Source organism: Chelatococcus daeguensis, assembly GCF_001887265.1.
Taxonomy (GTDB): Bacteria; Pseudomonadota; Alphaproteobacteria; order Rhizobiales; family Beijerinckiaceae; genus Chelatococcus_A; species Chelatococcus_A sambhunathii.
This window is the reverse complement of sequence record NZ_CP018095.1, coordinates 861,522-874,713: the sequence shown is the minus strand read 5'-3', so window position 1 is coordinate 874,713 and position 13,192 is coordinate 861,522. Positions and strand designations below refer to the sequence as shown.

Sequence of the window (13,192 nt, the reverse complement as noted above, 5' to 3'; positions counted from 1 at the left end):
CGGCCCGCGAGCGACAGGGCGACCGATTCTGGCCGCCGATCAGTCTGGTTTGACGGACTCTCCACCGGTGGATATAGCCAACGCATGATACGCCAGCATTCGTCTCATCCGGCCATCATCACCCGGCTGAAGCGCGCCGAAGGGCATCTGCGCCATGTCATCGGCATGATCGAGGCGGGCCGGCGCTGCACAGAGGTCGCCATCCAGTTGCAGGCGGTGGAAAGGGTCGCGGCCACCGCCAAGCGTGTGCTTATCCACGACCACATCGACCACTGCCTGGGGCGTGCCGGCGCCTCGGACCGCAGCGAGCTTCACCAGCTCGCGAAGCTGCTTTGAGGCCGCCCCGTGCGCGCCGTCCTCGCCAACCGCACCTACCGGCATCTGTTCGCCGCGCAGGTGATCGCGCTGGTGGGAACGGGGCTTGCCACCGTCGCACTCGGGCTCCTGGCCTGGCGCATCGCCGGCGAGAACGCAGGCGCGGTGCTCGGCACCGCGCTGGCGATCAAGATGGTGGCCTATGTCGGGCTGTCGCCGGTGGCGGCGGCGGTGGCTGTGCGGGTGCCGCGGCGGGCCTGGCTCGTGGGGCTGGACCTGATCCGCGCCGCGGTGGCGCTGGCCTTGCCCTTCGTGACCGAGGTCTGGCAGGTCTATGCGCTGATCTTCCTGTTGCAGGCGGCCTCGGCGGGCTTCACCCCGACCTTTCAGGCGACGATTCCCGACATCCTGCCGGACGAGCGCGACTATACCCGCGCACTGTCGCTGTCGCGGCTGGCCTATGATCTGGAAAGCCTGGTCTCGCCGATGCTGGCGGCGGCGCTTCTTACGTTGGTCAGCTTCCCGGCGCTGTTCGGCGGCACGGTGATCGGCTTCCTCCTCTCGGCCGCGCTGGTGATGACGGTGCGGCTGCCCGCGCCGCAGGCCCCGGCCGCGGGCGGGGTCTGGATCCGCACCACCGCCGGTCTCCGCCGCTATCTCGCCACACCGCGGCTGCGTGGCCTGCTGGCGCTGAACCTCGCGGTGGCGGCGGCAGGCGCCATGGTGATCGTCAACACCGTGGTCATCGTGAAGGGCAGCTTCGGTCTGGGCGAGCCGCAGGTGGCGCTGGCGCTCGCGGCTTTCGGGGCAGGGTCGATGGCGGCGGCGCTGATGCTGCCGCGGCTCCTGGACCGCATCCCCGACCGCCCGGCGATGCTGGCGGGAGCGGCGCTGCTGGTGCCGACGCTGCTGGCGGGGCCGATGGTAGGGGCGCTGCCCGCGCTGATGGCGCTGTGGCTGGTCACGGGCTTCGGCTATGCGCTGGTGCAGACGCCCACGGGGCGGCTTCTACGCCGCTCGGCCCCGGCCGAGGAACGGCCGACGCTCTTCGCCGCGCAGTTCGCGCTGTCGCATGCCTGCTGGCTGATCGCCTATCCGCTGGCAGGCCGGGCCGGGGCGGCGATCGGGCTGCCGGCGACCTTCCTCGTCATGGCCGCGCTGGCCGCGGCAGGCACGCTGCTCGCGTGGCGCCTCTGGCCCGCGACCGAGGAAACCGCGCTGCCGCATGCCCACGCGGACCTGCCGCCCGACCACCCGCATCTGCGCGAGCATGGTACGAAAGACCATCGCCATCCAGCCGTGGTCGACGCGTTGCACCCGGCCTGGCCGCCGCGTCGAGCCACACACGCTGGAATTTAGATTTCAGAGCGTATCTGCGTTCGCCACCTTGACATGCCGGCCCTCGCGCACATGGTCACGGCTGGACTCGCCGCCGTTGCGTACCCCCGGCCCGATGCGCTCGACGTGTCCGCGCGCGCCTTGCTCGACGGTTGGTCTCAAGTGCTGCGGGTGTCATCTTGCGGCATATTTCAACGGGTCTCTGCGAGACCCGTCGATTCGTCGCGAACATTTGTGTCTTGGCGGAGAGGGAGGGATTCGAACCCCCGATAGACTTGCGCCTATGCCGCATTTCGAGTGCGGTGCATTCAACCACTCTGCCACCTCTCCTTGATGGCGGGCCGTTCATATACGCGCAACCGGGCCAAGATCAAGTCGCCCTGTGAATAAAGATCCCCGCGGCCCGTCTCGCGGGGGACGCCGCAGCGGATGGCAGGCAGCAGCGTGCGGCATGGGAGCGCCCGATCAACGGGATTGTCTTCCCGCGACCGTTTCCATCCGCCTCCGCCCCGTGACGGGCGGACAATTGCGGCCAAAGCCTTCGGCTGCGGGCCGGCTACCACGCCTTCTACAGGCGCTCCGGGCGAAATCGCCCCCTGAGCCGCGTCGTTATCTGCCGGATCAGTCGCGGATGTGCAGCGCGTCTGCCGGCAGCCCCATGGGACGAAAGTGGCCGCTGTGCAGCACCACGACAAGATTGCAGAGCGCACCGGCGGCCGTGGCCGCCCCGGTCCCCCGGCGCCCTCCTTCCGACTCGACGAGCGCCGAAATATGCCGCCGAGCGCCCGTTTTCATTGACAGGCGCGGCCGCGGCATGTATCGAAACGCTCTGGCGCGGCTGGTCCGCGCTTTTTCGAGTCGCGCGCTTCTCTTTCGATACCGCCCTTAGCACGGCGGTGATTTCGAGTGCGTGTCACAAGCCGGAGCAGGCTGACAAGAAGCCGGCCGGGCGGGTAGCCGCCGAGAGCCGGGAGACGAACACGAGGACAAAGATGTTCGCAGTCATCAAGACCGGCGGCAAGCAGTACAAGGTTGCCGCCAACGACGTGATCAGGATCGACAGGCTCGCCGCCGAGGCGGGCGATGTCGTGACCTTCGACAGCGTGCTGATGCTCGTCGACGGTGACAAGGTGGAAGTAGGTGCGCCGTCGATTGCCGGCGCCCTGGTCGCCGGCGAGCTCATCGAGCAGGCGCGCGGCCCCAAGGTCATCGCCTTCAAGAAGCGTCGCCGCCAGAATTCGAAGCGCAAGCGCGGCTACCGGCACGACCTGTCGGTCGTGCGCATCACCGAGATTCTGACCGGCGGCGCCAAGCCGTCGGGCAAGAAGGCCGCTGTCAAGCCGGCGAAGGCCGCCAAGGAAGCCGCTGTCCCGGCCGCCACCGGGGCGCGCGACAGCAGCAACCTGTCGCTCATCGCGGGCGTCGGCCCGACGATCGAGAAGAAGCTGCGCGCCGCCGGCGTCACGTCCTGGGAGCAGATCGCCGCCTGGAGCGAGGCGGACGTCGCGAAGTATGACGAAGAGCTCAACCTGCGCGGCCGCATCGCGCGCGACGAGTGGATCGAGCAGGCGAAGGAGCTCCTCGCCGGCAAGCCCCCGCGCGCCAAGGTCGATCAGGCCGAGCTGAAGTCGGGCGAGGATCTCTGAGGCGCGGCGCGGCTATCGCTGCCCCCCTCTGACAGTATTCGGGAGTAACGGACATGGCACACAAAAAGGCAGGCGGCTCTTCGCGTAACGGCCGCGATTCCGACGGCCGCCGTCTCGGCGTGAAGAAGTTCGGCGGTCAGTCCGTCGTTGCCGGCAACATCATCGTGCGCCAACGCGGCACGCGCGTCCACCCGGGCGTGAACGTCGGCATGGGCAAGGACCATACCCTCTTTGCGCTCACGGAAGGCCGCGTGGCTTTCGGCACGAAACTCGGCCGAGCTTACGTGTCGGTTGTACCCGCCATCGAGGCGGCAGAGTAAACGGCGGCAGCTGAGACGAAGGAGCTACCGCCGGCATCCCACGAACCGGCGGATCGAAGCTCCAGACGAATGCTTCCGATCCATGCGACAGGGGAGATGGGATGCCATCTCCCCTTCGTCGTTTCTGGCACCGGCCGCGGGAGGCGGCACGGGCCACAAGGATCGGAGCGAGACTATGTTTACCCGCGAGATCATCGACGACGCCTTCGTGATCGAGACCGCCCGGCTCGAGCTGCGCTGGCCGCGTCTCGCCGACGCCCGAGCTGTCGAGCGCCTCGCGGGTGACAAAGCCGTCGCGGAGATGACGGCGCAAATCCCCCATCCCTATCCGCCAGGCACGGCCGAAGGCTTCATCTACGAGGCCCGTCGCGCCAATGCCGACGGCAAGGCGCTGACGCTCGCCCTCGCGCCGCGCGGCAGGAGATGCGAGCTGATGGGCGCCATCAGCCTGCGCCGGTCGGCTGCCGGCGAGCCGGAAATCGGCTACTGGCTGGGCACGCCCTTCTGGGGCTGCGGCTTCGCCACGGAGGCGGTCAGGGCGCTCGTCGACACGGCCTTCACGCACAGCGAGGCACGCGCCATCGTCGCGAGCGTGCGCGTCGTCAACCCGGCCTCGCGGCGGGTCCTCGAGAAGTGCGGCTTCCACGCCGACGGGGCGGGCCTGCTGCCGTTCCCCGCGCGCGGCGGCGTCTTCCCGGTCGACCACCTCAGGCTCGAGCGGCGCATCTGGGAGAGCCTCAAGGGCTGGACCAACCCGCTCTTCGTCGGCCTTGCTGTGCGCGAGCGCACAGCTGACGCAGCCTGCCTCGTGTCATCTGCAGAACCTTCCCCCGCCCTGTCCGGAGGAGAGCCATGATGCCGGATACGCTCAGCACCGAACGCCTGTCCCTGCGTGCCCCGCGCCGCGAGGACGTGCCGGCCCTGCACCGGCAGATGACCTGGCCAGTCGTGCGCTGGCTGTCGCAGGTGCCATGGCCGGTGTCTACGGACGACATCGCCGCCCACATCGAGAAGAGTGCCGAGGAGCGGGCCGCCGGCCGCGCGGCGCTCTATACGGTAACGAAGGCAGGCGAACCGATCGGCCTCGTCGGCATCGCCCCGCGCAACGGCGCCATGAACCTCGGCTACTGGCTGGGGGAGGAGCACTGGGGCCAGGGCCTTATGCCGGAGGCAGCAGGCGCCGTGGTGGATGCCTATTTCGCCGACAGCCGGGCGGTTCACATCTCCTCCGGCCTGTTCGCCGGCAACGAGGCCTCGCTCAAGGTGCAGCAGAAGCTCGGCTTCGTCGTCGTCGGTGAAGGGCTGATGCCCGCCAGGGCGCACGGCCGGATGCTGCCGCACTACGACACCATCCTCGGCCGGGCCCGCTGGACCGGTCAGCAGATGGCGGCGTGAGCGCGGAAGCGCCGGCTCCACCCATCGATGCCTGCCCGCGGCGACGCCCATGCGTTGCCGCGGGCGTCCGTCTCCTGTAGGAAAACCGCTCCCCGCCGTGGATGCGGGAGCCGTGTGGTGCCATGAAATTTCTCGACCAGGCCAAGATCTACGTCCGCTCGGGCGACGGGGGCGCGGGGTGCGTCTCCTTCCGCCGCGAGAAATTCATCGAGTTCGGCGGCCCGGACGGGGGTGACGGCGGGCGCGGCGGCGACGTCGTCGTCGAATGCGTCGAAGGCCTCAACACGCTCATCGACTATCGCTACCAGCAGCATTTCAAGGCCCGGCCTGGCATGCACGGAATGGGCAAGAATCGCACCGGCGCCAGGGGCACCGACGTGGTGCTGAAGGTGCCACAGGGCACACAGATCTTTGCTGAGGACAACGAGACGCTGATCGCCGACCTCACCGAGATCGGCCAGCGGGTGGTGCTGGCGCGCGGCGGCAACGGCGGCTTCGGCAACGCCTATTTCAAGACATCCACCAATCAGGCGCCGCGCCGGGCCAATCCGGGCCAGGAAGGCACCGAGATGTGGATCTGGCTGAGGCTGAAGCTCATCGCCGACGCGGGGCTCGTCGGCCTGCCGAATGCCGGCAAGTCGACCTTCCTCGCCGCCGTGAGCGCGGCGAAACCGAAGATCGCGGACTACCCCTTCACGACCCTGCACCCGGGGCTCGGCGTGGTGCGCGTTGACGCGCGCGAATTCGTGCTCGCCGACATTCCCGGCCTCATCGAGGGCGCCCATGAAGGGCACGGCCTCGGTGACCGCTTCCTCGGCCATGTGGAGCGGTGCCGCGTGCTGCTGCACCTCGTCGAAGGCACGAGCCAGCATGCCGGCAGGGCCTACAAGGTCGTGCGCCGCGAACTCGAGGCCTACGGCCACGGACTGGCGGAGAAGCCGGAGATCGTGGCGCTGTCGAAGGCAGACGCGCTCGATCCCGAGACGCGCAAGGAGCAGTTCGCCCGCCTCAAGCGCGCGGCGGGTCGCACGCCGCTCGTGCTTTCCGCCGCCTCGGGCGAAGGGGTGGAGACGGCGCTGCGGGCGCTGCTCGCCGAGATCGACGCCGCCCGTGGCGAAGAGAAGGATCACGCGCACAACGCGGTGGCCAACAAGGAAGGGGCCGGCGAGGGAGAGAGCTCGTGGCATCCCTGAGCGCCACTGCCGAGACCTCCGCGACGGCCGGCGTCCCGACGATCGACCGGTTCCGCCGCGTCGTCGTCAAGGTGGGTTCGTCCCTCCTCGTCGACAGGGCGCGCGGGCGGCTGAAGCACGCCTGGCTCGCCGCGCTTGCCGAGGACATCGCCGAACTGCACGGGCGCGGCGCAGACGTTCTCGTCGTCTCCTCGGGCGCCATTGCGCTCGGGCGCACGGTGCTCGGCCTGCCATCGGGCCCGCTGAAGCTCGAGGAAAGCCAGGCGGCGGCCGCCGTGGGCCAGATCGCCCTGTCGCGCACCTGGGCCGAGGTTCTCGCCCATCACGGCATCACCGCCGGGCAGATCCTCGTCACCCTCGCCGACACCGAGGAGCGGCGGCGCTATCTCAACGCCCGCGCCACGACGGCGCGGCTCCTCGAGATGCGGGCGGTGCCCGTCATCAACGAGAACGACACCGTGGCCACGAGCGAGATCCGCTATGGCGACAACGATCGGCTGGCCGCGCGCGTCGCCACCATGGCCGGCGCCGACCTGCTCGTGCTCCTCTCGGACATCGACGGGCTCTATACCGCCCCGCCGGGGAGCGACCCCGACGCGAAGCTCATCCCGGTCGTCGCGCGCATCACGCGCGACATCGAGGCGATGGCCGGCGGCGCCGCCTCGGAACTGTCGCGCGGCGGCATGCGCACCAAGGTCGAGGCGGGCAAGATCGCCACCGCCGGCGGCACGCACATGGTGATCACCGATGGCCGGGTGAAGAACCCGCTGCGCGCCATCGCCGAGGGCGCGCGCTGCACCTGGTTCCTGACGCCGTCGAACCCGGTCACGGCGCGCAAGAAGTGGATCGCCGGCACGCTGGAGGCCAAGGGCGCGCTCGTTGTCGACGAGGGTGCGGCGCGGGCGCTGCGCTCCGGCGCCAGCCTGCTGCCGGCCGGCGTCCGGCGCGTCGAGGGCCATTTCGCGCGCGGCGATGCCGTCATCATCCGCGACGAGGCCGGCGGCGAGATCGGCCGCGGGCTCGTGGCCTATGACGTGGAGGACGCCCAGCGCATCGCCGGGCGTGCCTCGCGCGACATCGAACAGATCCTCGGCCATCCGGGCCGGGCCGAGATGGTGCACCGGGACGACATGACGCTGGCGGGCGGATGAGATGGACGAAAGCTGCGCCCAGCCCTCCTCCGCAAGGGGGAGAGAATAAGGGGCGCAGGTTTCGGATGTTTGGCCGACGGCCGGCCGCTATGATGGTCGGCGAACGGGAACGGGGACGATGAGCGAGAGCCTCAAGGTGATCAGCGGCAGTGACGATATCGCCGCACTTATGCACGACATCGGACGCCGGGCGCGCGCGGCCGCCCGTGCTCTCGCCATCACCCCGGAAGGGATCAAGACCCAGGCTCTCAACGAGGCTGCGGCAGCCCTTCGCGCCAACAAGGCCGCGATTCTCGCCGCCAATGCGGAGGACGTGGCGGAGGCGCGCCGTAACGGCCAGGCGGCCTCCTATATCGACCGGCTCGCCCTGGACGAGAGCCGTGTCGAGGCCATCGCCGCGTCGGTAGAAGCCGTGGCCGCGCTGCCCGACCCGGTCGGACGTACACTCGCCACCTTCACACGGCCGAACGGCCTCGTCATCGAGCGCGTGGCGACACCGCTCGGCGTCGTCGGCGTCATCTTCGAGAGCCGGCCGAATGTGACTGCCGATGCCGGCGCGCTGTGCCTCAAGGCCGGCAATGCCGCAATCCTGCGCACCGGCTCTGACAGTTTCCGCTCGGCCTCGGCCATCGCCGCCGCCATGGCCTTCGGCATCACGGCGGCCGGCCTGCCGGCGGAGGCCATGCAGCTCGTGCCGACGCGCGAGCGCGAGGCGGTGGGCCTCATGCTCGGCGGCCTCGGCGGCAATCTCGACGTCATCGTGCCGCGCGGCGGCAAGAGTCTCGTCGCCCGCGTGCAGGCCGAGGCGCGGGTGCCGGTCTTCGCCCATCTCGACGGCATCTGCCACGTCTATGTCCATGCCGCGGCCGACCTCGCCATGGCGCAGACCGTCGTGCTCAATGCCAAGATGCGGCGCACCGGCATCTGCGGCGCAGCCGAGACGCTGCTCGTCGACCGCGCCTGCGCGGCGACGCATCTCGCGCCCCTCGTCACCATGCTCCTCGACGCCGGCTGCGCCGTGCGGGGCGACGCGGCGACGCAGGCGGTCGATGCGCGCGTCACGCCCGCGAGCGAGGAGGACTGGCGCACGGAATACCTCGACGCCATCATCGCCGTTCGCGTGGTGGACGGGCTCGACGACGCCATGGCCCATATCGACACCTATGGCTCGCATCACACGGAATCGATCCTCACCGAGGATGCGGCGGCTGCCGCGCGCTTCCTCGCCGAGGTCGACTCAGCCATCGTCATGCACAATGCCTCGACGCAGTTTGCCGATGGCGGCGAGTTCGGCTTCGGTGCCGAGATCGGCATCGCCACCGGGCGCATGCATGCCCGCGGCCCGGTCGGCGTCGAGCAGCTGACCTCATTCAACTATCGCGTGCACGGCAGCGGACAGACCCGGCCTTGATGCACGACACGCGCTTCGCCGGGCCGCCCCCGCTGCCCCGTCACGGGCGCGGCATGCGCATCGGCCTCTTCGGCGGCACGTTCAACCCGCCGCATGCGGGGCACCGGCTTGCGAGCCTGACGGCTCTCAAGCGGCTGGGCCTCGACCGCATCTGGTGGATCGTCACGCCCGGCAATCCGCTGAAGGACAACGCCGCCCTGCCGCCACTCGCCGCGCGCATCGCGGCGGCGTGCCGCGTCGCCGACCATCCGCGCATCGACGTCACCGGCTTCGAGGCGGGCATCGGCACGCGCTACACCTACGACACCCTCGCCTATCTGGTGCGCCGCTGCCCCGGCACCCGCTTCGTGTGGCTGATGGGGGCGGACAATCTCGCCGGCTTCTATCGCTGGCAGCACTGGCGCGACATCGCCGCGCTCGTTCCCATCGCGGTGGTGGACCGGCCGGGCGCCACACTGAAAGCCTGCCGCGCGCGCGCGGCGGTGGCGCTCGCATCCTTCCGCCTGCCCGAGCACAGGGCGGCCGCGCTCATGCAACGCGAGCCCCCGGCCTGGGTCTTTCTGCACGGGCCGCGTTCGCCGCTGTCCTCGACCTTGTTGCGCGCGCAGAGGAGCCGCACCGGGCCGGCGGCCGAGCAGCGGCGTTGAAGCGCGGAACAATGACGATTATCTTAAGGCTCGTGGCGCCCGGTTTGCGCCATTCATTGAAGAGGATCAGGCACTGAATCTCATGCCCCATGGCGAGGCGGAACATACTTCCCCTCCCCCGGCGGTCGGCTCATCGGCCCCAACTGCCGCGGACAGGCTCGACGGCGACCCTGTGGCGCTCGCCCGTCATTGTCTCGAGGAAATGAAAGCCGAGGAGACGGTCGAAATCGACCTCGCCGGCAAGACCTCGATCGCCGATACGATGATCATCACCTCCGGCCGCTCGCATCGCCATGTCGGCGCCATCGCCGACAGGCTGCAGCAGGTGTTGAAAGCAGCAGGCATCGGCCCCTTGCGGGTCGAGGGCGTGCCGGCTTGCGACTGGGTGCTGATCGATGCCGGCGATCTGATCGTTCACGTGTTCAGGCCCGAGGTGCGCGGCTTCTACAACCTCGAGAAGATGTGGGGCGCCGACCGGCCGCACGAACGTATCGCCGGCTGAGCACCCCATGCGTCTCGCGATCGCGGCCGTCGGCCGTCTCAAGGCCGGGCCGGAGCGGGCGCTGATCGAGCGTTACCAGGAGCGCATCGCAGCGGGGGCGCGTGCGCTTGGCTTTTCCGCGCTCGAGGTGGCCGAGGTGTCGGAAAGCCGCGCTCGCCGCGAGGAGGACCGACGCCGGGAGGAAGGCGTCGCGCTGCTGCACAGGATCGGCGACAGCATCGCCGTTGCCTTCGATGAACGGGGCAAGATCCTCGACAGCCAAGGTTTCGCGCGGAGGCTCGCGGGCTGGCGCGACGGAGGAGCCACGGCCCTTACATGCGTGATCGGGGGTGCGGACGGCCTTGCGCCCGAAGTGCGAGAGCGGGCGCGCATGGTCCTGTCCTTCGGTGCCATGACATTGCCGCACCAGCTGGTGCGCGTGCTTGTTGCAGAACAGCTCTACCGCGCTATGACCATCCTTGCCGGTCATCCCTACCACCGCGAATGACCGGTTGCCGGAGGAAGGATGCCGCTGCGCCCGTCGAGACTTCTGAACCGGACAGCATCGGAGGCAACCCGAATCGCCTCTGCGCTGGCCTTGCTGCCGGGCCTCGCCGCGCCGCTCCTCGCGCAGGAAGCCCCGGAAGGCTCGCAGGAGCCGCCTTCCGCACAGGTGCCGCAGATCCCGCCGGAAGCACAGCGCGCGCTGGACCGGGCGGCGAAGACCGAGGAGGAGAGAGCGACGCGGGAGCGGGAGCTCGAAAAGCTCCAAGAACAGTTGCGCCTGAGCGAGGAGGCCCGCGACCGGATCCGCGCGGAGGCAGAGAGTCTGCGCGCCGACCGTTCCAAGCTCAATGCGGCGTTGATCGAGACCACGGAACGCACCAAGGCGGCGGAAGCCCGCGCAAGCGCCATCGAACAGCGGCTCGCCACACTCGACGCCAGCGAAACGGCGATCCGCAAGTCGCTGGAGAACCGCCGCGATGTTATCGTCGAAGTGCTGGCCGCCCTGCAGCGCATGGGGCGTCGGCCGCCGCCGGCGGTACTCGCAAGCCCCGACGACATGCTTGAGGCGGTGCGTTCCTCCATCCTCCTCGGCGCCGTGCTGCCCGAATTGCGGGGGGAGACGGAAGCGCTTGCCACCGATCTCGGCGAACTCGTGCGGCTGAAGGACGCGATCGCCAGCGACAGAGAGGCACTGGTGCGCGACCTTGCCACCCTCGCCAGCGAACGGGAGCGCCTCGCCGCGCTCGTCAACGCCCGACAGGAAGAGCTGGCGAAAGCGGAGCGGATCGAGGCCGACGAAAGCCGCAAGGCCAGCGAACTCGCTGCGCGGGCGCAATCCCTGGGCGATCTCATTCAAAAGATGGAGAGCGAGATCGCCGCCGCCCAGCGCGCCGCCGAGGAGGCGCGACAGGCTGCAGAGGCCCAGGCGCGGGAAATGCGCGAACGTCTCGCCGCCGCACCATTCGGCGATCCGGCGCGTCTTGCCCCCAAGATACCCTTTGCGGAAGCCAAAGGACTGCTGCCGATGCCGGTCAACGGCAACACGTTGCGCCGTTTCGGCGCGCCGGACGGCTTCGGCGGCACCACCAAGGGCATGTCGATCGCGACGCGCAACGGCGCGATCGTTTCGGCCCCGTCGGACGGCTGGGTGGCCTTTGCCGGCCCGTTCCGCTCCTTCGGCCAACTCTTGATCATCAACGCCGGCGGCGGATACTATATCTTGCTGGCGGGCATGGAGCGGATCACCGTGGCGCTCGGACAGTTCGTGCTCGCCGGAGAGCCGGTCGCCGCCATGGGCGAGACGGCGACACCCCTCTCGACGGCGTTTGCAGGTACGAGCGGTCCCGTGCTCTACGTGGAGTTCCGGAAGGATGGCGGGTCGATCGACCCAGGTCCCTGGTGGGCGAAATCGCAGGGCGAAAAGGTTCGCGGATGATGCGTAAGATTTCTCTTCTGATGGTGGGCGCCCTCATGGGGGCGGGTGCGGCGGTCGTCGTCACCCAGTCGCCCCTGTTCACGACGACCCGTGCGGTGGCGGCCTCGGCCGAGACCTACCGCCAGCTCAACCTGTTCGGCGACGTGTTCGAGAAGATCCGTGGCGACTATGTCGACGTGCCGGACGAATCGAAGCTCGTCGAGTCGGCCATCAATGGCATGTTGACGTCGCTCGATCCCCATTCGAGCTACATGGATGCCAAGAGTTACCGCGATATGCAGGTGCAGACGCGCGGCGAGTTCGGCGGCCTCGGCATCGAGGTGACGATGGAGGATGGCCTCGTGAAGGTCGTCAGCCCCATCGACGACACGCCAGCCGCCCGAGCGGGTGTCCTCGCCAACGACCTGATCACGCATATCGATGGCGAGCAGGTGCAGGGCCTCACCCTCAATCAGGCCGTCGACAAGATGCGCGGCCCGGTCAACACAACCGTGAAGCTTACAATCCGCCGCAAGGGACAGAGCGACCCGGTGGAGGTCTCGCTGACGCGCGACACCATCCGCATCCGTGCCGTACGCTCGCGCACCGAAGGCGACGTCGGCTACATCCGCGTGACCCAATTCAACGAGCAGACCTTCGAGAATCTCAAGACCGCCGTCGAGAAGATCGCGGCGGAGCTACCGGGCGACAAGCTGAAGGGCTACGTGCTCGACCTGCGCAACAACCCGGGCGGGCTGCTCGACCAGGCGATCCTCGTCTCCGACGCCTTCCTGGATCGGGGCGAGATCGTCTCCACCCGCGGCCGCAATGCGGATGAGACGCAGCGTTTCAACGCCAAGGCCGGTGACCTGACCAAGGGCAAGCCCGTGGTCGTGCTCATCAACGGCGGCTCTGCCTCGGCTTCCGAAATCGTCGCCGGCGCGCTGCAGGACCACAAGCGGGCGACGGTGCTCGGCACCCGGTCCTTCGGCAAGGGCTCCGTGCAGACCATCATCCCGCTCGGCGGCAACGGTGCCCTGCGCCTGACCACGGCCCGCTACTACACGCCTTCCGGCCGTTCGATCCAGGCCAAGGGCATCGAACCGGACCGCGAGGTGCTGCAGGACGTGCCGGACGAACTCAAGGGCAAGGACGAGACCAAAGGCGAGGCGGGCCTGCGCGGCCACCTGAAGAACGGCGAGGAGGAAGCCTCCGGCTCGTCGGCCTATGTCCCGACCGACCCGGAGAAGGACACCCAGCTCAAGGCGGCGCTCGAGCTGCTGAAGGGCACGCGCAAGGACGCCGCGACCACGGCCGAGAAGTCCGCCGTTCCCAACTGACAGACGCGGCCCTGCCGGGCGCGCCATCTCGACG

14 protein-coding genes and 1 tRNA gene are annotated in these 13,192 nt (G+C 69.2%); 14 read left to right on the top strand and 1 reads right to left on the bottom strand.

Going from position 1 to position 13,192, the window contains the following annotated elements:
- Nucleotides 1-84: 84 nt before the first annotated feature.
- Nucleotides 85-336 (top strand): metal-sensing transcriptional repressor, encoded by a 252-nt coding sequence (locus tag BOQ54_RS04090; protein WP_055461138.1) that lies wholly within the window; start codon nt 85-87, stop codon nt 334-336.
- 9 nt (nt 337-345) lie between these two features.
- A complete protein-coding gene (locus BOQ54_RS04085; protein WP_055461139.1) occupies nt 346-1,674 on the top strand; it encodes an MFS transporter in 1,329 nt (442 codons plus the stop codon).
- Nucleotides 1,675-1,893: 219 nt separating this feature from the next.
- Here the strand turns inward: BOQ54_RS04085 and BOQ54_RS04080 are convergent.
- A tRNA-Ser gene (locus tag BOQ54_RS04080) sits at nt 1,894-1,983 on the bottom strand.
- Nucleotides 1,984-2,645: 662 nt separating this feature from the next.
- On the opposite strand from BOQ54_RS04080, the gene BOQ54_RS04070 reads away from it, so the two are divergent.
- The 12 genes from BOQ54_RS04070 to BOQ54_RS04015 all read left to right on the top strand — a co-directional run bounded on the left by BOQ54_RS04070 (nt 2,646) and on the right by BOQ54_RS04015 (nt 13,158).
- Nucleotides 2,646-3,299, top strand: coding sequence for a 50S ribosomal protein L21 (locus BOQ54_RS04070; RefSeq protein ID WP_055460397.1), 654 nt, complete (start codon nt 2,646-2,648; stop codon nt 3,297-3,299).
- A gap of 53 nt (nt 3,300-3,352) precedes the next feature.
- Nucleotides 3,353-3,619: a 50S ribosomal protein L27 gene (gene rpmA, locus BOQ54_RS04065; RefSeq protein ID WP_019401044.1), complete on the top strand. Its 267-nt coding sequence runs from the start codon at nt 3,353-3,355 to the stop codon at nt 3,617-3,619.
- A 175-nt stretch (nt 3,620-3,794) separates the two neighbouring features.
- Entirely contained in the window at nt 3,795-4,475 is a 681-nt protein-coding gene (locus BOQ54_RS04060) for a GNAT family N-acetyltransferase (RefSeq protein WP_063187519.1), read from the top strand.
- Entirely contained in the window at nt 4,475-5,014 is a 540-nt protein-coding gene (locus tag BOQ54_RS04055) for a GNAT family N-acetyltransferase (protein WP_157672348.1), read from the top strand. The genes BOQ54_RS04060 and BOQ54_RS04055 overlap by 1 nt, the downstream gene beginning before the upstream one ends.
- A gap of 122 nt (nt 5,015-5,136) precedes the next feature.
- The gene (obgE, locus tag BOQ54_RS04050) at nt 5,137-6,207 is read left to right on the top strand and encodes a GTPase ObgE (RefSeq protein ID WP_063187516.1); all 1,071 of its coding nucleotides are present in this window, start codon (nt 5,137-5,139) and stop codon (nt 6,205-6,207) included.
- The gene (gene proB, locus BOQ54_RS04045) at nt 6,195-7,358 is read left to right on the top strand and encodes a glutamate 5-kinase (protein WP_186438022.1); all 1,164 of its coding nucleotides are present in this window, start codon (nt 6,195-6,197) and stop codon (nt 7,356-7,358) included. The genes obgE and proB overlap by 13 nt, the downstream gene beginning before the upstream one ends.
- Before the next feature lie 118 nt (nt 7,359-7,476).
- On the top strand, nt 7,477-8,769 hold the full coding sequence (locus tag BOQ54_RS04040; RefSeq protein ID WP_063187514.1) for a glutamate-5-semialdehyde dehydrogenase: 1,293 nt from the start codon (nt 7,477-7,479) through the stop codon (nt 8,767-8,769).
- Entirely contained in the window at nt 8,769-9,416 is a 648-nt protein-coding gene (locus BOQ54_RS04035; protein ID WP_063187512.1) for a nicotinate-nucleotide adenylyltransferase, read from the top strand. Before BOQ54_RS04040 ends, BOQ54_RS04035 begins: the two co-directional genes overlap by 1 nt.
- Before the next feature lie 82 nt (nt 9,417-9,498).
- Complete coding sequence (gene rsfS, locus BOQ54_RS04030) at nt 9,499-9,918, top strand: ribosome silencing factor (RefSeq protein ID WP_071923319.1); 420 nt, start codon at nt 9,499-9,501, stop codon at nt 9,916-9,918.
- 7 nt (nt 9,919-9,925) lie between these two features.
- The gene (gene rlmH, locus BOQ54_RS04025; protein ID WP_063187510.1) at nt 9,926-10,405 is read left to right on the top strand and encodes a 23S rRNA (pseudouridine(1915)-N(3))-methyltransferase RlmH; all 480 of its coding nucleotides are present in this window, start codon (nt 9,926-9,928) and stop codon (nt 10,403-10,405) included.
- An 18-nt stretch (nt 10,406-10,423) separates the two neighbouring features.
- Nucleotides 10,424-11,839, top strand: a complete 1,416-nt coding sequence (locus tag BOQ54_RS04020) for a murein hydrolase activator EnvC family protein (protein WP_063187507.1) — start codon at nt 10,424-10,426, stop codon at nt 11,837-11,839.
- The gene (locus BOQ54_RS04015) at nt 11,839-13,158 is read left to right on the top strand and encodes a S41 family peptidase (protein ID WP_055460413.1); all 1,320 of its coding nucleotides are present in this window, start codon (nt 11,839-11,841) and stop codon (nt 13,156-13,158) included. The genes BOQ54_RS04020 and BOQ54_RS04015 overlap by 1 nt, the downstream gene beginning before the upstream one ends.
- Nucleotides 13,159-13,192 lie beyond the last annotated feature (34 nt).